Source organism: Ekhidna sp. (assembly GCF_965228795.1).
Lineage (GTDB): Bacteria > Bacteroidota > Bacteroidia > Cytophagales > Cyclobacteriaceae > Ekhidna.
This window is the reverse complement of the sequence record NZ_OZ245839.1, coordinates 2271529-2294013: the sequence shown is the minus strand read 5'-3', so window position 1 is coordinate 2294013 and position 22485 is coordinate 2271529. Positions and strand designations below refer to the sequence as shown.

The 22485-nt window shown below is 41.0% G+C and carries 4 protein-coding genes; 2 read left to right on the top strand and 2 right to left on the bottom strand.

The genetic code is table 11. The features are described from left to right. Positions 1 to 211: 211 nt before the first annotated feature. Positions 212 to 2707, top strand: coding sequence for a DUF7151 family protein (locus ACQK2H_RS10210; protein WP_425391340.1), 2496 nt, complete (start codon positions 212 to 214; stop codon positions 2705 to 2707). 80 nt (positions 2708 to 2787) lie between these two features. On the opposite strand, the gene ACQK2H_RS10205 is transcribed toward ACQK2H_RS10210, so the two are convergent. Continuing rightward, complete coding sequence (locus ACQK2H_RS10205; protein ID WP_425391339.1) at positions 2788 to 3552, bottom strand: hypothetical protein; 765 nt, start codon at positions 3550 to 3552, stop codon at positions 2788 to 2790. Between the two features lie 125 nt (positions 3553 to 3677). Here ACQK2H_RS10205 and leuS point away from each other — a divergent pair, with 125 nt between their 5' ends. After that, positions 3678 to 6881 carry a leucine--tRNA ligase gene (gene leuS / locus ACQK2H_RS10200; RefSeq protein WP_425391338.1) on the top strand — a complete coding sequence of 1068 codons (3204 nt, stop codon included), beginning with the start codon at positions 3678 to 3680 and terminating at the stop codon, positions 6879 to 6881. A 222-nt stretch (positions 6882 to 7103) separates the two neighbouring features. On the opposite strand, the gene ACQK2H_RS10195 is transcribed toward leuS, so the two are convergent. Then, positions 7104 to 22346, bottom strand: coding sequence for a LamG-like jellyroll fold domain-containing protein (locus ACQK2H_RS10195; protein ID WP_425391337.1), 15243 nt, complete (start codon positions 22344 to 22346; stop codon positions 7104 to 7106). Between the last annotated feature and the right edge of the window lie 139 nt (positions 22347 to 22485).

The window sequence follows — 22485 nt, the reverse complement described above, 5'->3', positions numbered from 1 at the left end:
TTTTCATACACTCTATAGTCATAAAGAGTGCCAAAAAACACAAACCTTTACAGGTCAGACACTTAGTACAATCGACAAGATTCGTCTTGTTCGGTAGTGGACATTTCAGTGTTCGTCGAAAAAAGTTGGTAAACAGCTAAATATTATATTTTTTCGTCGTATCGTTATATTTATAATATCACCTAAATTGTTTAATTCAATCAGTTTCACAATGCACACACTTACACGCAATGTACTGAATACCAGTGCTCTATTATTTTTAGTTATACTATCCATTTCATGCAGCGAAGATCCTATTGACCCGGTAAATGGCGTTGATGGAACCAATGGATTCAATGCCATGGTGGACGTACAGGATGTAGCAGCTGGAGAAGATTGCTCCAATGGTGGAGTAAAAATATCTGTTGGTCAGGATTTGAATCAAAATGGCTCACTTGATGAATCTGAAATACAATCAGTGAGCTTCGTTTGCAATGGCTCAGCAGGAGATAATGGTTCTGATGGACTTAACCTTGTTGCCCGAACATCTCCAGAAAACCCGGGCTCTAACTGTGAACAGGGAGGCACACTTGTAGAAATTGGAGTAGACCAGAATGCTAACAACTCATTGGATGACAGTGAGGTACAATCATCTTTTTATGTCTGTAATGGTGAAGATGGTGCTGATGGCAATGACGGAGTAGATGGGTCAGATGGTCTAACTAGTTTAATTCGGGTATCATCAAGTACATCATGTGAAAATGGAGGCATCACCATTGAGTTAGGACTTGATTCAAATCAGGACGGAAGTCTTAATGACGGTGAAGTAGACGCCACTTATGATATCTGCAATGGAGCAGATGGTAGTAATGGAAGCAATGGTTCTGATGGCTATACAACCCTATCAAATGTCGTATCTGAAGCTGCAGGAGGCAACTGTGCAAATGGAGGGTTGAAGATCCAATTAGGGTTAGACACGAATAGAAATGGCACACTGGACAATGATGAGGTAATATCAGAGAACTATGTGTGCAATGGAGCAAATGGAAGCGATGGGTCGGATGGCACTGATGGTTCAGATGGTACATCCAGTATCATTCGAGTTACTTCTGAAGATCCGGGAGCCAATTGCGAAAATGGAGGTCTGATGATTGAAATAGGAATGGACGATGTGACTGCAGACGGTGAACTTCAGAATGAAGAAGTAGATTATACCTATTTTGTCTGCAATGGAGCAGATGGTAATGATGGAACCAACGGTAGTGACGGCTCTAATGGATTAAATTCATTGATAAAAACCACTACTGAAGAGTCTGGTGCCAATTGCCTGACAGGGGGCATCCAAATCGAGATAGGACTGGATAATGATAATGATGGTGTGCTGGATAATGATGAAGTAATTGGCAGTCCAGTGTATGTGTGCAATGGATTAAACGGAACAAATGGAGTGGATGGATCTGATGGAAAAAGTGTTTTTGTGACATCTGAGAGTGACCGCTCTTGTACCAATGGTGGTGTGATTCTCACGTTTGGGTATGATAACAACAATGACGGAGATCTTCAGGATACAGAGGATGAAGTTTTAGTTTCCCAATCCGTTTGTAATGGAGAAGATGGAGCGGATGGTAACGATGGGCTAAATAGCATTATAAGAATAACAGCTGAGGATCCCGGAATTAATTGTTCCAATGGCGGAACATTGGTAGAGGTTGGTATTGATGATAATGGCAATAACAACCTGGATGATGATCCTGATGAAGTAGATGCATCATTTTATGTATGCAATGGTACAGATGGTAGTAATGGCAGCAATGGTAGCAACAGTTTGATTACAGTTGAGTCGTTTTCCGGAAGTCAAGGAGACTGTACAAGTGGCGGATTAATTATTCGGACAGGAATTGATGATAACAATGATGGCACATTGGATGCTATTGAAGTAGATGCTATTTCTTACGTATGTGATGGAAACGATGGATCTGATGGGTCTGATGGTAATTCAGATGGTATATATGAATTCTATTTTTATAACGGTAATAATGGCTATGATAAAACTTCTGATACCTTCATTAATTCTTCTACCGAATCGACAAGCACCAACTATGATAAAAATAATTTAAGAGCGAGCAGTGGTGACACAGATCGCCTATACGCACTTATCCGTTTTGAAGGACTTGAAGAAATTGGTGGAATCACCGATGATTATGAAATACTAGAAGCTGGACTCTACTTCAATGCAACATCAACCAGCGGAACAGGAGAAAATTACCTGGGCGTAAAGGCACTAAGCCCAAATGGTGAGTATTTTGATCAAACACAAGCTACCTACGAAAAACCAAACAATGCGAGTGAATCCTGGAGTCGTGGTTCTTTCAACCTTTCAGATGATGCTAATTCTAGCTTTATGGATATGTTCCGACTTCCGAACACCATTTCATTTGAAGGTACGGTTCCATTACAATTAAACAGAACGCTCGTAGATAGTTGGATCACCAACTCTGATAACAATTATGGAATGGTCCTTCAAGTTGTTTCCAATAGCAACAACAAGCAAATAATAATGTCTGACTCTGAAAATGAAGATAAGTATTTACGCCCAGTGCTATATGTTAAAATATTGGATAATAGAGCCGGAGGAAGAGCCGCATCTCTTTCTGAAAGTGAATATAAAAACCGATGGAAGGGCTTAAGTTACGAGCAAAAAATCGCTCCCATAAAGAATAGAAAATAAAACAAAGACATACCTAATCGTTACTTAAAAAGCCCCAACAATTTTATTGAAGGGGCTTTTTCTTTGAAAAGACCGGCACATTAGAACCCACCAATCTTCAGTGTGATAAAGTAATTCAAGTTATCAAATGCATCTGACTCGGTATTGATCAATTCAAGATCCTGAGTAAATCTTTTACTCACTCCCATAGCTAGTCGGAAGTTTCTACTGATATTAAACTCCAGGTTAGCACCGGGCTCTACATACCAGAACACATCTGAATCCACTTCATTGTCAACCGGACCAGGCATAGGCATAGTTACATCTTCATTGGTGCGATGATAGCCTAACCACCCTGCACCACCTGATACAGGAAAAGTCACATGAACCACTTCATTTGAAAAGAAGATCAATTCAAGAAACATTCCTCCATATCCTCCCAAGATGTTTACTTCTTCTCCAGTTTCAATATCATCGAATTTGGCTGTTGGAATTATTCCATGCCCCTCCACTCCTATTCCGAGTGTACGATTAATGATCCACCCACCGCGAAGACCGGCCAGTACCATAGACTCATCCCTGAATTCAGTACTTCTAAATGAAAGTGCCCCAAACCCACCACTGTGACTCATAGATCCACTTAGTGTCTTAATATCCTGTCTTCTGTTTCGCTTCCTTTCAGGTTCTGTACTCTGATAATAGATGATTTTTGGAGTCTCATCTTCGTTTACCTCAGGTTGTTCAGTTGGTTTAGGTATGGTATCTGCAGGTACAGGTTTTTGTTTCGTTTTGGTTGTGTCACCTTCTTGTGCCTTAGCTTGGCACACAAGAGCAAATAATACGATGATAACTAAGATATTCTTCATTCCTTTTTAATTGAGTATGTTTTGAGATAAGGACAGCAAAATCATTGGAGGGTTTCCCGTTATTGTAAACCTATTTCTACTTTTCATCTTTTACCTTTGCCAGCTTTAAAAATAATCGGAATTACATGGCGGAGTACAATTTTCGAGATATCGAAAAAAAATGGCAGGCTTACTGGAATGAGCAAAAGGTATATGAGGTGTCCAATGAATCGGATAAACCTAAATACTACATCATGGATATGTTTCCATATCCATCTGGTGCAGGACTACATGTAGGTCACCCACTGGGCTATATCGCCTCTGATATAGTTGCCAGATATAAGAGGCTGAATGGCTTCAATGTGCTTCACCCTATGGGATTTGATAGCTTCGGATTACCTGCCGAGCAATATGCTATTCAGACAGGCCAGCATCCAGCAAAAACTACTGAAGAGAACATCAACCGATACAAAGAGCAGCTAAAAGCACTAGGCTTTTCATATGATTGGTCACGTGAGTTAAGAACAAGCGATCCTTCATTTTACAAATGGACTCAATGGATCTTTAAACTGATCTATAATAGCTGGTACAACAACCAGACCGATAAAGCTGAACCAATTAAGTCCCTGATCGAAATACTTTCCAAAGAAGGAAATGCTTCAATTGATGCTGCCTGTGATGCTGACACACCTATAATTACTGCAAATGAATGGAATAACTATTCTGAGAAAGAGCAGCAGTTATTCTTACTCAAATATCGATTAACCTACCTGGCTGAAACTACTGTAAACTGGTGTCCTGCATTAGGTACAGTGCTTTCCAATGATGAAGTAAAAGACGGATTTTCTGAGCGGGGCGGTCATCCTGTTGTTAAGAAAAAAATGCCGCAATGGAGCATGCGTATTACTGCATATGCAGATCGATTATTATCCGGGTTGGATAAAATAGAATGGCCGGAACCAATCAAAGAAATGCAGCGCAACTGGATTGGAAAGTCATACGGTGCAGAGATAGATTTTAAAGTCCACGCCCCTAGCCCCTCTCCAATGGAGAGGAGAACTGAGAGGTGGAAAACAGGAAATCCCATTTTAGCAAAAAAACTTGTCGAGTTTGCAAGGTCAAATAGAAAAAATCCAACAACAGAAGAAGATATAATCTGGCAAGAACTTAGAAACAAGAAACTGGGATTCAAGGTAAGGAGACAACATCCAATTGGAGACTTTATTACTGATTTCGTGTTTCTAAAAGAAAAGTTAGTCGTTGAAGTAGATGGGCCATATCACGATGAAGCTGAGCAAAAGGAGCTTGACTTAGCACGGAAAGGATACTTGGAATCAATGGGGTTTAAGGTTCTTGTAGTAAAGAATAAGGATATAAATGATGAGTTAGCCAATGTACTATCTCAAATTAAAGACACACTTGAAGCTATTAGTAGCAATTCCCCTTCTCCCTCGGGGAAGGGGTCAGGGGATGGGGTGAAAATCCGAGTATTCACAACGCGGATAGATACTATCTTCGGTGTAAGCTTTATGGTAATTGCTCCTGAAAGTGAGTTGACTAATGAGCTTACAACTGAAGAGCAAAAGGATGAAGTTGCCTCATATGTAGAAGCTGCCAAAAATCGTTCAGAAAGAGAGCGAATGAGCGATGCGAAAAATGTAACCGGAGTGTTCACAGGCAGCTATGCCATTCACCCATTTACCAAAGAAAATATTCCTGTTTACGTCGCTGATTATGTGCTTGCAGGATACGGAACCGGTGCTGTGATGGCTGTACCTAGTGGCGATCAAAGGGACTTTGATTTTGCTAAAAAATTCGATCTGCCAATCCCAATTATCAACGATGCTCAAAAGTTGACAGAAACAGAAGCTGATCCAACTAAGGAGGGTAAAATAATTAACTCCGATTTCTTAGATGGATTATCTCCGGAAGTAGCCATGGAAAAAGGCATCCAGGAAGTAGAAAAGCTTGGTATTGGTGTAAGAAAGGTCAACTATAAACTTCGAGATGCCATTTTTGGTCGTCAGCGCTATTGGGGTGAGCCTATCCCGGTGTTCTATGAGGATGGCATTCCACGATTAGTACCGGATGAGCAATTACCATTGGTACTTCCGGAAATTGACGAATACCTGCCCACAGAGGATGGAGACCCACCATTGGGAAGAGCAAAGAACTGGAACTACGACGGTCATGCTTATGAACTATCTACCATGCCCGGATGGGCAGGAAGTAGCTGGTACTTTTTTCGCTACATGGATCCTGATAATGAAGATGAATTTTGCAGCAAAGAAGCACTTAAATACTGGCAAGATGTAGACTTCTATTTGGGAGGAAGTGAACATGCTACCGGACACCTGCTTTACTCTCGTTTTTGGGTGAAGTTTCTTTACGATATGGGCATCATTGAGATTGATGAGTATGCGAAGAAACTTGTAAACCAGGGGATGATTCAGGGTAGATCAAATTTTGTTTATCGGATTGCAGGTGAGAACAAATATGTTTCTAAAGGTCTAAAAGGAGACTACAAGACAACATCAATACATGTAGATGTCAACATTGTTAAAGATGATATTTTAGATATTGAAGCATTTAAAAAGTCTCGAACTGATGCTGCAGATGCTGAATTCATACTTGAGGATGGAAAATATCATTGTGGCTGGGAAGTAGAGAAAATGTCCAAGTCTAAGTTCAATGTGGTCAATCCGGATGAACTTGTTGAAAAATACGGTGCAGATACGTTGAGGATGTATGAGATGTTCCTTGGACCAATCGAGCAGAGTAAACCTTGGAATACAAATGGCATAGAAGGCGTCTATAAGTTCTTGAGGAAATTCTGGTCACTTTTCCATGAAGGAGACACATTCAAAGTGTCAGATGAAGTGCCTACAAAAGATGAGCTAAAAGTACTTCATGGCACAATAAAGAAGGTGGCAGAAGATGCAGAAAGGCTGTCACTAAACACTTCAGTAAGCACATTCATGATTGCTGTAAATGAGCTTTCATCATTGAAATGCAACAAACGAGCAATTCTAGAACCAATGACGATTATCCTCTCTCCTTTTGCGCCACATATTACTGAAGAACTATGGCACCAATTAGGTAATGATGGTACTGTAGTTGATGCTCAGTATCCAAAATACAACGAAAAGTATTTGATAGAAGATTCCATTGAATACCCGGTATCTGTTAATGGGAAAATGCGAGCTAAGATCAGCTTCCCTGCAGATGCTGGCAGAGAGGAAGTAGAGAAAGGTGCTTTGGCCAATGAAACCATTCAGAAATGGATGGACGGGAAAGACCCTAAGAAAGTGATTGTGGTACCTAAGAAGATTGTAAATATTGTAGTGTGAAAAATTAAACCCGAATTCAATGCAGTTTAGTTAAGACTTCCTTACCCTCAGTCCCTAAAGGGATGACTTACTGGTTTAAGTCATTTCCCCTTTAGATGTCAGGGGTTTTAATCAAATTGCTGAAAATTTTCTTAACTAAACTGCATTGAACCCGAATTATTAATAGAATTTTTGTCAGGGTAACCCTGTTAGAAATCAAAATTCTAACAGGGCTTTTTTGTTTTAATGCAGCACTATCACACGCTTAGACTGTCGTCTGCGATCCTCCCCATACAGATGAATAAAGTACAATCCTGAAGGAAGGTCTGAAGTTTGAACAGTCATTGCTCTGGATCCTTTGACGATCTCACCTTTCAATACTTCCCTACCCGATTGATCATAAACAATCCATTCGGTCAATTCAGAAAGTGGATTACCAAATTCCAATGTGACTTCTTTATCCGCAGGGTTTGGATAGACTGCCACGTCTTTAAGTTCATCTACACTCAATACTTCAACACCTCCGGTTACGGTGGCCGAAGCAGCCTGGTAAACCTCACGTGTTTCCAGGTTTTGTGCGTAAACAATTACCCGAAAACTTCCAGGATTAAACATGTTGTTGATAGACCATTGAACCGAGTCAAGTTGTAATTCCTGATCGACTCTAAGAGTATCTTGCAATTCGATGAATTGACCAGATGCACTTGGCAACATCTTCCTCAACACATTGTATAATGTTTCTTCTTCACTATATAACCCATAGTCTTTATCGAGGATAGCTTCAGGCTCCACAACAGCTGCAAATAATCCGATCTTAGTTCCCGGATTAAACTTGGTAGTAGCAGTAAAGTCTGCCTTTACATGAAGATTATTATCAACATCCACATTCGCTGTAACGAGATCGATATCAAAGGCAGGATCAGATAGTTTTGCGTTCGCTAGACGTGCCTTCAGTTCTGACAACTGTTCCTCTTGATCGGATACTAAAAATGGGTTTCCACTAATTGCTATACTTGGTACATTAGCAATACCATAAAAAGAACCTTTTGCACCCGGATCTCTCGCATTTCTTCTGTTCAATTGATCAATACCCGCTGATCCATTTGCAAAATCAGTGAAATAGTTGATTGTTAAAAGATCTGCGCCACTGAAGTCTGCGTCATTGTTAATTGTATCATTGAAGTCAACACTTTCTTCAGTCAGCGTAGAAGAAAACAATTCCAATAAGACAATTTGACGCCTGTCATAAATTCGGAAGTCGTCAAATCCAAAACCTTCTTTATCATCTTTTTCTCCTGCTTGCCCTGCTAAAGCGAATCTAAACCTAACGTAAGCCGGATCATTTACACCTAAGGGAGATATACCTAACTGCCAATCAAAATTGTTATCAGTGTCACCTTTCTCAATCGCCCATCCAATACCTTCATCATTGTTTGCTACTTCTCCAGCCGGTGCTTGGGTTCCAGGTGATGCTGAAATACCATCCTTACTATACCACCCAGGAGTCGAAGCAAGTCCATCATCTTCTAGAGATGCCTTATACTCGCCTACTTCTTCCCACATTCTACCATCATCGGTTGTATATTGTAATACTACTCCATCTCTATCTGAGATAAATCCTGAATACCTCATGATACTTATTGTAGGTGAATTAAAGCCTGAAACATCGAAAGAAGGTGAATACACAAATGAAATTTCTCTATTTGTCTCAGGGTTAGGGACAGTATTGTATTCCGTATATACAGCTGCTGAGTTATTACCTGATCCAGGTGCCGAACCGGCCCTTCTCCAGGTAGTAATCAAGTCATCAGACTTTCCATCCAGACTCCTTGTCTCAATATGCCAGCCGCCATCGCCATTAGTTGCTGTCAAATCAAATGACGAAGCATTTTCAAAATTCTGTTCATAAGTATTACTAGAACCGAATCCTTCATAATGAGGTAAAATATTTACATTTCGACTGATAGTCACATCACATCCGGCTGTAGTAGTAATCCTAAGATCAACTCCGTAAGTTCCGCTAATTCCAAAGTTGTAGTTAAATGATAATGGAAACTGCAAAGGATTGTTTGCACCACCATTCCAACTATTCTCCACATTACCATCTATAACCAGCTCGACTAAGACAACATCCGCATCTGCTAATTCGGGATTATCTTCATAAATAGTAAAATCAGTTCCTCTAGGATGACCTGCGGTAAGCCCAACCCAGGTTAAAGATGGTATAGGCTCCTGACCAACTGTTACAGACTTACTTAGCGATGCAGCCACACAACTAGTTGCATATGTAGCTCCGGAAGCAGTTGGATCATAAGTAGCTTCAACGGAGAAGTTAGCAGTGGTTTCACCTTGACTTAATTGATAAACCAATGTATCACCACCAACAGCACCACCAAGCGTTTGCTGCACATTACCATTTACAAACCATTTGAACGAATACAGATGACTATCATCCGCCATTTCCACATAGACTTTAATAGCTGAAGAAGCACATGAGTTTGCTACTTGTATACCATCAATTTGATCATTGATTGTAGGTCCTACGAATTCCGGCCTTGGATTAACAAAGAACGTTTTACTTACTGTATGCTCACATAAGTTGTTGTCTTCATACGTGTATTCAATGGTATATGAATTCCTAGCTGCATACGGATCACTTCCATGTGCATCAGAGGCATCAAATACTGCTTCGCCATTATTCGTAGATAAGGCGACACCCGGTATTGTAAATACACCACCTCCAAGCGGTGCGTTTGTCACAGCGTTGATACCTATAAGCTGGATGCCAGCATCATCATAGCAAAGCTCAATATTATCCATATCCTGCCCATTGAGCGTAAATGAAATATCAGGACTCGGGTTGATGATGATTGTTTCTACATAAGTAGTCTCGCAAAGGGTATTTATCCCTTGATATGAACGAAGTGGATCGGTGTAGGAAACATAAATCGAATGAACAGTACTGTTCCCACCAATACTTTTTGTTCCGGTGAATACATTGCCACCGGCACCTTCGTGCCATGCTTGTAAGCTTATTTGAGGAACTGACCCTGATCCTTGAGCAACCGTATCAGTCGCCCATGCAGAGGCAGTTGGATTTTCAACTGTATCTATACGATTCGTTTGATAGGACACAATCTGCCAGGAGGTAATATTAGATGGATCAATGGTAGTTGCGCCTCCAATAAAGTCCGTCATGGTTAATGTAGGAACTGTGTTATCATCGGAACAGAACTCCTGGAAATCAAAAATCTGATCAATATCAAGGAATGGCAAATCTTGTTTCTGATGAAATTCTGCAAAATTCACGGAACATCCATTCAGATCAGTGACCTCAACTTCTAAGACAAAATCCTTATCTGTAACTGAAATGACATTCGTATTAAGTTCGCCATTTGATAGATTAGTGGCTATACTCTGACCATCTAGTGACCAGTTAAATGTGTAGTTGGAATAATCATCTTCTTCCGTTACTCCTGCAGGATCGGTTGGATCAATGAATCGAACCGCAGCTGTTATTTGTCCACTATCATCATTACAGATATCAGTAATAAAGAACACTTCTCCATCTTGAGGGCTTCCATTGCTTACCCGGATCTCTTCAGGAACAGGATCAACGAAAAGGGTAGTTTCCACAAAATTGAAGCATCCATTTTCATCCGTATATTCAAATTGAATGACAGAGGAAGATTGTGGTTCAAAAGGATATTGTTCATTAGTTGTTCCGTTTACATTATTCCAATAATCATTATGCAACTTAGATGGATTAATAAAAGCAGTGTTATTGTTAGTTTGAATAAGAATGTCATCATTTTCACTGGAGAAATCATCATCTAAGCCTACAACTATATAAAACACACCGCTACTTGTAAACAATGAACTTGAATCGGGAGCCAAAACACCGGCTAATTCAATCGTATTCTCATCATAACAGAACTGATCCTGTCCTGTTTGGAATCCATTAATATCATTGTCATTCACTAAAATTGTTATATCCGGATTCGGATTGATAATAATCGTTTCCGAGTAAGTAACCTCACAGAGTGTGGCGTTTCGTTGATATTCCCTGCTCTGATCCTGATAAGTAATGTAAATTGTATGTACGGTAGAATTACCTCCCACACTTCTTCCATCTACATATGTTACCCCACCTGCATCCTGGTGCCAGTTCACAAGATCGATTGTTGGGAATGTTCCTCCTACTAAATCCTGATCCACTGTCGCAGTAGACCAACCAGCTCCAACCGGATTATTAACTGTGTCAGTACGATCCGTGTTGAATGAAAGTACTTCCCAGCTTAAAACTCCACTAACACTTGCCGCGGCTTGTCCTCCAACATAGTCATCTAATGTAAGTGCTACATCAGCATCATCCGCACAGAACTCTTCAAAATCAAATATTTCCGGAAAATCAAGATCTGGTAAAGACTGTAACTGATGCACTTCAGTGAAAGTCTCGGTACATAAGTTTGGATCAGTTACATCTACTCGAATATTTACACTTGATGAGGTTGGAGTAAACGTCAATGTATTCGTTCCGAATTGTAACACTGGATTTCCAAAACCATCATCCGGTACAGGATCTCCATTAATTGTCCATTCAAATCCGTAGTTCGTATAATCTGTTAGCAAGTCATCTTCTCCACCAACCGGATCAACTAAGAAAACAGATACCTGAGCATCACTGCCGTCATTACAAAAATCTTCAATACGAATGATATTAGATGTTCTTGCTGCAGCCAGGTCCGATCCATCTAAACCATTTACACGTTCTACATCAAATGCTTCTGGCTCAGGTTCTACAAAAAGATTCTCTGAAACAGATACCTGACACCCATTTCCATCTGTGTAAGTAAATGTTACTAAAGAACCATTAACTGTTCTATTCAAGTACTTAGCACCCTGCCCGGTTTCCCCATAAGCAGCATTGTGCTCTGCTGTTGGGTTGAAAATGCCTTCACCAATATTACTTCCAAGACTAGTAGTAAGATCACTAGAAAACTGTCCTGTTGTTAAATTAATTGTATCAGTAATGCCTGTGTTATCATAGATATACTGAACGCCCCTTAAAGACACATTACCCTGATCGTAGCAGAAATTATTGAATCCTGAAGTGAAATCAGCATCGTTGATATCAACCCCTGCCACTTCAAAACTGATGTGTGGGTCCGGGTTGATCGTGATTGTCTTGGTTATACTTCCTTCACATAAAGTACTTGGATCTAAATAAGTCATTCTAAGTACATGAACCGTTGGTTCTCCTCCAACCGCAAGTGCTCCAGGTACAGCATCATGAAGGGCATCTAAGTCTAAAGTAGGATTACCACTAGTAAGACTACCGTCTATCTCTGGTAATCCATTTACATCGTATGTGCTTTGCAAATATGAATCGAGTTCATAACTAACATTAGTTCCTCCTGCTGACGCTCCTCCCGCTTGAAGGTCAACCAGCAAATCACCACCATTCGCTTGTGGATCATCATCTCTACAGTAGTCATCGTTTATTGGATCACCATTCGTGTTTTCAAATGTTAGGGCATCCTGAGGTGAAATATCTACACGGATAAATGTGCTTTCACTTTCTGTTCCCGCAAACACATCATTATCGGTCACTTGAATTACCTCAAAGTAACGCTGAATAGTAGATGGCGGATTTAGTCCTGAAAGTCCTAACTCTGAAAATGAAGCTCTTCCACTTCCATCCGTCGGCCTAAGTGCTCCTCTAACACCTCCGGCATCTGATTGATACCACCTAAACTCTCTACTTGATCCGGCATAGTTCGTTTCAGTAGCAACAAACTCGATATCTGATTCCAGACGGTCGTTACATACTGAGAAATAGAAATCTACACTATTATCATCATTTCCTCCATCACCATCACTGTTTAAATCAATAAAAGGAGTTGTGTCTATGGAGCTATTGGTATTATCTGATGCGATTTCGGGAGCTAATTGAATTGCATGCACAATCAACTCAACAGCAGTAGGTCCGGTGCTTTCACATCCTGCATATCCGGTTTCACTATTTTCTCCACTGATTCTTGTCACATAAAAAATTGAAGTGTCGTTCTCGTTTGCTACAGTCACAACAGATGGGTCATATGTCGTTTCTGTAATTAGGGTGGTTTCCAGCATGTCTTCTCCACTCAAAATATCAGAGCCAATTGGGCTGGAGGGTGCAGCATTCTCATACCATCTATATTTTTCAACCAGTCCGGATGTATGTGAAATGTCACCAAGATTTTCACCTTCAGCTACATGAAAACTCAAACTCGCTGCATCAAAATCTGCTACAGTAGCATCAGCAGGAGTTTCAGTCACCTTAATATCGAACTGAACCATACCACTTTCACATCCCTCGAACGGTAATGCTGCGGTCGCAACACCATCAGGTGTTTGATCATTCCACAATTGTGATATATAAATAGTAGTATCCTGAGTTCCAGTAGGCAAAGACAAAAGTGCTGCACTGAGCGTAGAAGTGTTAATTGTGTCTCTTCTGACCTGGTTTACATCATATAGGAAATATCTGGCTGAAGGATTTCTTGATGTGGGATTCGAGTTCGTATCGTCTGGACCCGTTAGAACTATTGGGTCATAAGTATCGCAATATTCAAATACGTACCTGCTTGTATTTATCTGTGTGCCATTTGTAGACAAGTAAGTACCATCAGGTTCCGGTAGTTCCGTATCTTCATAAATATAGATGGTAATTTTCTTAAGCGCTGACTCACAACCATTTGAAACAGTCGCAAAATAAATCTCTGTTGTAGTTCCAGCAGTTGGCACCTCTGTTGTTCCGGTAGTAGCTGGATCGTCAAATGCAGCTGCAGCTGAAATGAACCACTGATTTCCCTGAAGTAATGTCATTTGGTCGCTTGCATACCAGTTGTATTGAATTCCTGAGTTTTCACCAACGATGAAGTTTATGTCCGAGGGGCTGCAGTATTCCATGACATAGCTATCAAAGGTATTTACCACGTCACCACCATCTACCCAAGGAGCACCTTTCCAACTTATATTGTGACTAGCATTCAGGAATGGTTCATTTGGAGTAGGGAATAAAGTGAAAGCATATGTTGCGGAATTTATACAACCACCGTCTCCCTGGGGTTCAGAGGTATAAATAACTCTGTACTGTCCTGGTCCCGATCCACCCTCAGAGATTTGAAGGTCCGATGGGTTGAAGTTTTCATCTGGGTAGGTAGCTTCAGATTGCCACGCAGGTATTGCTAATGCAGTATTAAAATACTCAAGTTCGAATCCATTTGTCATGTTAACAGTTGAGCCTTCGACTACTGCTTCTAATTGATAGGTCGAGTCGTCATTTTCACATTGATCTCCAAAATTGACAACACTTACAGATGGGAGCTTTTGAACAGTGAATGAGAACACTCTCCTAAATCCTCTTGCTCCATCCCCCATTCTATTATATTCAAGATAGATATCGTATGAGGCTCCAGGAATCAAAGTAGATAAATCAATGTCCCAATCGGTATTTGGATTATGAGTCGCAATAATCCAGGGTTGTGGTGAAGCAGTACCATTGTTTTGATTTGGATCAATAGGGTAGCTAGATAAGCCCACCGGATTAAAAGCTACCGGTGAAAGCGTGCCAGGACCAGGACCACCTGTTTTGAAGTATGAGAATCGAAAGAAATAGGAGTTTGCAGATAATGCGACAACTTCCGCAAGATCTGCATCAAATGATAATACATCATCTTCACAAAAGACTTCTCCTGGTGCTGCATCCGGCGTTCCATTTTCCCTGAATTCCGAAATCAAATCAGAAAGGGCTTCAACTGTAAATGAGCCAACAACAGATACAGTCTCACCTAGACTGTTAGTTACTTCGTAAGTAATTGCATAGGTACCTTCCGCAACACTCCCAGGATCAAAAACAGCTTTTAAAGTAGTCGATTCAGATATGTTTGCCACAATACCAGTTCCACTTACAGTAACCGTATGATTGGCCGGTTTTGAGAATACCATGGTATCCGGATCATCCGTTGATCTGAATAAACGAGACGAGAAGTCGTTTGTACCATTATCTGAGTAGGTATAGTTTAATAAGTTAAATGAAAGGGGATCGCTCTCACAAGTGCCGTCAGTATTTACCACGAAATAAGTAAATAACCCTTCACTTGAATTCAACTGTGCTTGATTAGCACTTAAACCTACATATTCAGGTGTTCCATCAATTACATTTTCATACCAATTGACAGTAGAAGGACTTTGATCAGATGCATCAAGCGTAAATGAATTACCGACAATTACAGCATATTCTGTGATATCACTTGTTGTAGTTGTTGTTTCATCTAACGAGGCAATAGCAGTTGGTTGAGTATTACTTGAAAGGGATGCATAATTAGTGTCTGAAGTAAGAACACTTGCTGTTCCTCCCGTTCTTTCCAAATTACCAGTTACACCACCTTGTACAGCTTTAATTTGTAAATTATTGATGATTACTTGATCACCACCTGTAGAACCTGTAACGGTTAGCGTAAGCTTTAATGTTGCTGTACCGACAAAAGAACCTGAGATGGTGCTGATATCCGGCTGAGTACCTGTAATTACAGGGTTAGCTGTTCCATTCGTTTGAAATTCAAATCCTTCTGGGAGTGTTAAAAGAATCGTCTCATTTGTTCCAGCACCAAAATCACCATTACCGGATTCTGTCATGGTTATTGTGCCCAAGGCGGTAAAACCATCACTTATGCAGACTGCCCCGGGGTTAGCAGGAGTAATGGTTATGCCGCCTGTCAATTCATATTCATCTGAAGTAACATCTGTTCGGTTGTTCCCGGAAGCATCGATACCAATTACTGTCACCTCGTAATCACCTAGCCCGGATTGTAATTCAATAGGAGTGCCATCATCTGCGCTTGTATATGACCAGGTACCATCCCCATTATTTGCGACCGGTGGATTGGAAGACCTTGTTTTGCCGTCTACGCTTATAATGAGAGAGGCATTGGGATCATCAATTTCACCAGAAAAGTCAGGAAACAGGTTATTTGACATCTGATCTGAGACTCGAATGTAAGGAGCGGCACCATCACTGGTTCCGGTAAATGTATGCCCGGGATTTGAAATTGCAGCTGCATCATCAGCATAACCGCCTGACACGGTAATGTCCGGAGTAATGTAGGTATCCATACCCTGCACAGCTGCAGGCCATGCTGGAATATTTCCTGTATAAGCACCCTCTGTAAGAACAAGAGTTACTGTATTTGCGGGACCCTGAGTTGCGGATACACTAGTATAGCTATCACCCCCCTCATTCACTGAGAAAGACAATTCATCACCATTTATCACTGCTAAATCCTCTGAAAAAGTTAAAGTAATTTCATCAATAAAACCATTGCTATTGGTATCATCAGTGATGGCATTAATCACCACCGGACCTGCACCATCATTGATATCAACCTGTGCTTCAGTTCCACCGCTGCTTGCATTTGCTGCAGTATCCAATAATGAAACACCCGGAGTATATATAAAATCTCCTTCGACTTCAGTTCCACTTCCATTGACAGTAAGTGTGAAGCTTTGATCGGTGTTATCAATATTAACCACTCCAGTGGCAGCTGATCCATTGTAGCTGAATTCAGATGGATCAATAGCCGAGTCATCAATATTATCAAGCGCATTGACCTGAATACGATCAACGTTACCGTCTGTATCGTTATCAAGAACTGTTACGGTGAAGTTTCCAAAAAATGGAGCCGCACCATCAAGATACGGAGATACAAAATTTATAGGTGCTATTTCATCTTGTGATGCTTGAGATTCTATTCTATCTCCACTTCCTTGCTGATATTCTAATGTAAAGTTATCTATGGAAGTACCGAGCTGCTGATCATTTGCAAATGTTAGAATAAAAGGATCCGATTGATCATTGAATCCATTATTGGTATTATCATAGTCTACGTTATCCTGAGTGATGACTGTTGCTCCATTTCGTAAAATGAAACAACGAAGACCGTTTGTGTTATCACCTGTGTTATTACTTGTATTTCCCTCATCAATGTCCCAGTCAATATCAAATCGTATTGAAGCTGCATCAATTTGACCATCTACGTCCTGATCTAACCACTCTACAGAAACAATTTGAGGTGCAACTGCTGCGGTCATATCATCTTGATTAGCCGGAGATGGCTGAGAAGCCAAGGCAGCATTACTTTCAATATCTAACACACTGCCACTCAAATCTACTTCCAGCGTTTCTGTCCCGTCGGGTGAACCAGTAAAGCTGAAAAATACCCTTAAAGTTGATTGACCACCCGTCCCGAGTAAACTACTTTCACCTGCGACAGCCGCTCCAGTGGTATTTACATCATCCACTGTCAGTCCTCCGAGAGATCCGTCGAAGAAACTTAAATTAAAGTTCCCGGTACCTAATGCGGCATCCGGACCAACTGTACTATATACTCCTTCACTAAAATCAACATCAACATAAGAATTTCCTGTAATAGTTACTGATGTAATTACCGGTGCAGCTGCATCTACAATCGTAACATTTTCCGTTGCAACTTGTCCCTGATCATCATCAAAGTTTGCACTTGGAGTACCTTCCACATTGGCTGAACCGGCCGCAGTTCCAACGGTTGTATATCCTGCCGCTGCTACATCCATTACCAATAATCCGTATGTTCCGTCATTCGTCAGAGAGACGTTAGCATCACCTAAAGCATTCCCACCTCCTCCATCGAAGGTTGAATTATCAGGCATTCTCAAAGTACCAATATCACCATCTGTAACACCTCCCGCGATATCAAATACAATCTCACTAAACACATACGTCATTTGATCAATCGTGCCATCATCGTTTGTGTCTTCGATTCTTAATTCTGTTAGTACCGGGGCAGCAGCATCGATTTCCGTTAAATCGCCATTATCTAGCGCCTGATTCCCTGCTGCATCTGCAACATCTGTACCTCCTACATCATCTTGGGTATATACGATCGGTCGGTCATCTGTTGTATTTAGGTTGACAGAAAGTGTAACGTAAACGTCGTTTTCATCTGTATCGACACCATTGTTCGAAGAGGTTCCAGCTACAAATGAGAATACTTCTGCAGCTCCGCCAATTGTGAAGTCACCATCATCAACGGTGGTTTCATCTATATCTTCAGAAAATTCCAATAGAATTTCATCTACAGATCCATTTCCGTCCGTATCATAAAAAGTAGCATTTTCAAATATTGGAGCTGCTCCATCTGTCACTGTTCCCGGATTATCCAGATCTGCAATTTCCTGGCCTCCAATATCAGCTACTATCGTATTATCACTCCCCCTATTGTATGTTACTGTTTCGGAGGGGCTCGCAGTTCCGGTAGCTCCAGTAATATTAAATGTGTAGGTAGAAATTGCATTGGCAGAAAAATTACCAACATCTGTAATACTTATTGATCCTGAAAAAGAAAAGGCATCAAAGGCATCTCCAGGTGTAGCGTCAGTAAAATCGACATTCGCGCTAAAATCTACTTGCATCTGATCGATATTTCCATCCCCGGAATTATCCAGCCATGTAATATCAAATGTTGGAGTGGCTCCTATTGTTGTAAAATTTAAGGTTGTGTTATCACCAATTCCGGCATAGCTATTCCCTGAGCCATCATCTAGTGCTGTTGCATCAATTTGTACAGCATAGTCTCTGAAATTCGCAAGATCTGCACCAGGATCAATGGTCGCCTGATTGGTTAAAATGGTAGTTGAACCAATAGCTATGGTTCTATCATCAGTTAACACAACATCCACTATGTCAACATTACCTGTGCCGGCAACTATATCTTCTGAAAAAGTCAGAACTATGTTAGCATTGACTGAAACATCGGAATCTTCATCTGCTGGCGATGATGACACCAAAACCGGTGCTGCTCCATCTATTTGACTGGTGGGTGCTTGAGCAGCAGTAAGCTCTAAGCCCCCAGCATCCGCCGTAATATCCTCATCTGATCCTGTATTATATGTAATGGTTGCACCTGCTGGGCTTGCAGTTCCTGTAACTCCTGAAATATCTAATAAAATACTAGTAACGTTTGTCAAAGCGGGAACGCCAAAGTCGTCGTTTACAGCAAATCCATTAACGTTATCTATTGTAAATCCAGATACAGAAAATGCATCAAACCCATCCCCGGTTGAATTGTCCGTCACAGAAATAGCCGTGTTGAAATCTAATCTTAATTGATCGATATCTCCATCTCCATCATCCAACCAGGTTGCTGTATAGGTAGGGACTATTTGCCCTTCTCCTGTCAGGTTTAATAGATATGGTGATCCGGCATCCGTGCTTGGTATTGACACTTGATCTACAATCGTTCCAGACGAGGTTGGGGTAAACCGCACCGTTAGTGATTGGGATTGACCAGGATTTAAAGTCACTGTTGGCGAATAAGGTGACTGTAAAGAATAGTCTCCGGGTCCCAGGGAAGGAGCTCCATTTAGATCAAGATCTGCTAGCCCTTGATTCAATATCGTAAACACCACATCCGTATTGGTAGCTGTTGGCTGAGCACCGAAATCATAGGCAGTTCCAGCTGATGGATAAGTAGTAGAACCTTCCAGAACAGTAATGTTTGGTGTAGTTGCAGCCGCTGACGAGAAGGCTGTTGATGCGATGAAATTAGATGCGGACCCGGTTAATGTAAAACCATTGATAGACCCTGTAAGTCCACTACTCGAAAGGTCTCCAGTTGTCGATAATCCGGAATTATCTCCGGCAGGTAACCCTACATTCATATCTAAATAAAAAACCAAATTAGCTTCACCAGTCGGGTTTGTGATTCTACTCGCTGCATTAGCTCGAATCTGTGCTGCTGTTCTATCAGTATTCCATATTCTAACCTCATCAAGCGATCCATTGAAATCTAAAATACCTCCAAATGCCTCACCAATAATCAACGCACTACTACCGTCTTTAGGATTGCGGGTATCAGTAAGAGCACCATCAAGTACACCATTGACATATACTCGAAGTTCAGATCCATCAAACACGCCTGCTACATGATACCACGTACTAGCAGATAAAGCCGTTGACCCTGTAGCAACACTACTTGTAGTATTATCATCCATTGTATGAAACTCCACGAAGTTGGAGTTATTTACTCGTAAGAGGTATCCACCCTCAGTACCATCGTACTTACCAATAATCGTATGAAATGCTCCAACAGAAGTTAGGTTAATCCATGCTTCCAGTGTGATGTTTCCTGTGGGTGAAATGGTAGGATCATCTGCTACTGTGATGTTGTCATCGCCATCAAAAATCAACGCATTCTCGACACTATATAACGTACCTGTGTTGGCACCAGCATCTAAATCCTCACCATCAAAAACTGTAAAAGTAAACGTGGTATTACCAGTAGTTGAAGCTGCTTCGTATTTTAATCGGTCGAGATTTAAATCTGCTAACAAAATATCATCTCCTGCTGAGATTGACTCTCCACCCCCATCATTGATTCCATCATCATTCAGATCGAGGAATAATGTAACCCCACCTGCTGGTAATGAAGTGATATCTACAGAAACTAAAGGATCACTATCACCATCTGCATATCCCAAGTCCGCTGTGGTAATAACACCAACATCATCCACTCCGGCTGCAACAGTAAAGTCTGTTCCCGTTGGGGCTGCATTAGACGCCTCATAGGCTCCCAGGTCATTTCCTCCAGCACCGGCCGGTCGGGTTGCTGTCCCGGTCTGATCATCTGCTTCGATACTTCCAACCGCATCATGCCGTGCATTTGGGCCTATGTCGATGGTTTGGGTTTCTCCACCATTATCAGCAAGGGTTCCTAGACCAGGATTTGCAGAGGAAACATTGGTATTATTTAAAATAGTACCTGTAGAGGTTCCTATAATATTGGCTGTTAATTCTGCATTAAAGGTTCCTCCTGTAACATTTACATCTTCAGTTCCATTTCCGTAGATGACAGAGTAATTCAAAGTAGTTGTACCACCGGACTCAATTCCATCACCTGTCGTTCCTGAGTTACCTGTTATAGTCACGTGATCAAGGTTAGCAGCACCACTAGGGATTCTAATAGCCCCTCCTACGGTAGTTGAGGTATTGCTACTAAACGTGGTGTTACTTATTGAGAGAGTTCCTGTGGAAAATAGGATAGCACCACCGGATGCACTTGATGAGTTTGACTCAAATAGTGATTGAATTATACTTCCATTTCCAACAAGACTTATGGCTCCTCCATCACCTCCAGAGGTACTATTGGAAAAGAAATGAACCCTTTCTATGGTTAAAGTTCCAGATGAATTATGATAAATAGCTCCTCCGTTCGTATTAGCAAGTCCGTTAGCTAAAGTTAAATCTGTGATTGTTAAGTCATCATCTGTCAGATTTTCGAAAAGGGCATGTGTATCACTTCCATCAATTGTTAAGTCACTTACCACAGACGGTCCACTGATTGTAAGGTCATCTGTAATCGTAGGAAGATCTGCAACTAACGAGATGGTTTGAGAGGCTCCAAGTCCACTTGCGTCGATCACATCAGCTCCAATCACAGTATTTGCATCAGTAATAGCAGCTCTAAGTGAGCCTTCTTCCGGATCCCCTCCATCGTCTGTAGTCACCGTAAGTGTATATGTTCCTGTAACGCCAACATCTATGGTTTGTGAGTCTGATCCTCCATTTCCATCATCAGTAGAAACGGTAATTTGATGAACGCCACTAACGGAACCCGGAACATAAGCCATTCCATCCAGTGTATTATTTACGTCTGTAAGGGTACCTGAAATAGTAAGATTGTCTGTACCACTACCACCAACGCTTGCTCCACCGCTACCTGTTGCAGTAAGTGTTCCTGTTGCGGTAGCGGTCCTGAACTCTCCATTATAAACTACTGAAACAGTTACTGATTGATTGTCTACGTCAGCGTCGGCTATAGAAATTAAAGTTCCACCAGTAAAACTAATATTGGTTGTTTCGTCTGTTGTCTGGGCTGCTGGTACTGTGATAATTGGTGCATCATTTACTATCACACTAAAATCTAAATCACTTCCTGCAACTTCTGTGGACGCATCACTCCAAAAAGATCCATTTGCTAATGGATCTGCTGCATCTACTTCAACTTCAAAATCATCCGCATCGGAATTATCATCAATAACGATGGTGTAAGTAGATCCGTTGGTAACAGCCACATTCGCTGCTGAAAAATCAAAAGTGTTTGTAGAAGAGGCAGTTAAAGTTACTCCTGTAAGTGAACTACCAACAATTGCTCCAGTTGGATCATTCCCAGTTCTAATGGATACAATTGCACCGGTTATAGCTGCATCATCTCCTGCTATTGCCCCTATATCTACTGTTACATCTGTGATATTTCCATCGCACGAAACTTGAAAAGATTGCGACAAAATCGAACCACTGGTTGGTGTTCCATCAGTTGCATTTGATTGCGGACACTGAGCTTTTACCTCATTAGAAAAAATCAGAAGAATAGGAAGAATAAGCAGGTGCCAGTTTATCTTTCTCATGAGTAGTAGTTTAGACGCAAATAAAGGTGACAATAACGATGATTCAGATCACTTCAAAAACTAACCAATATTGAATTTCATTAAAGGTCTTGTTAATTCAAAGTACCCATTTATTTTTTCGATATAGCCTTTAATAATA